General features: G+C 39.6%; 1 protein-coding gene and 1 pseudogene. Both read left to right on the forward strand.

Translation table 11 applies throughout. From position 1 onward, the window contains the following. Positions 1-277 (forward strand): hypothetical protein (locus tag O0V13_RS21465; RefSeq protein ID WP_268037067.1); only part of this gene is annotated, 277 nt, incomplete at its 5' end. 220 nt (positions 278-497) lie between these two features. Next, positions 498-824: pseudogene (locus tag O0V13_RS21470) on the forward strand (RagB/SusD family nutrient uptake outer membrane protein); the annotation flags it as partial.

The raw sequence follows: 824 nt of genomic DNA on the forward strand, positions 1-824 counted from the left end.
TATGCCGGCAACAAGAGATGCATTTAGGGATATTTTCTATAGGAGTTCCTCGGGATTAATTGAAAAGGGTGATCATATCCGATTACAGGATATTCGGCTTTCCTACAACTTTGCAGGGACAGGTAGCGCTTTTTCCAATTTTAAGAATGCTCAGGTATTTGTATATGCCAATAATCTGGGGATGATATGGAAAGCAACAGATACGGATTGGGATCCTGATTATGGATTTGCAAAGCCTCTCAAAAGTATAGCGGCAGGGCTGAAAATTGATTTCTAAAAATGACATCAAACAACTCTGAGAACTCATTCTAAAGTTTGAAATGAGGTTCATTCTGTAGCATAAATTCTAAAAAGAAATAAGGGGAATGGTCAATAGTTGACAGACAAAAGTCTAATGCTTTCTTCATAAGGTGAGGGGTGGTTGCCTCCAAATAGTAAGACCAGCCCGGGGATTCTCCGGGCCCCTTTTTTCAATTATCATATAAAAAAAATATAAAATGAAACATTTTAAAAAATTTCATATCTGCGTATTGGCAGCTCTTTTATGGGCTTGCGATGGCTTTTTGGATCCCAAACCAGATCAGGGACTCCTGGTCCCCAAGACACTGGATGACGTCCAGCTTTTGTTGGACAATAATGTGGTATTTAATAGACAGGCTTTGTTGCCAACTATTTCCTCAGATGAATTTTGGACCACCTCTGATGCTTATCAGAATATGACTATCCCCGAACAGGGCTCCTATTTATGGAAGGAGGATATCTTTCAGGGTTCTTCCACTTGGGATTGGGATTATGCTTATAGGCAGGTCTTTTATGCCAATATT

It is taken from the genome of Algoriphagus sp. PAP.12 (genome assembly GCF_026652115.1).
Classification (GTDB): domain Bacteria; phylum Bacteroidota; class Bacteroidia; order Cytophagales; family Cyclobacteriaceae; genus Algoriphagus.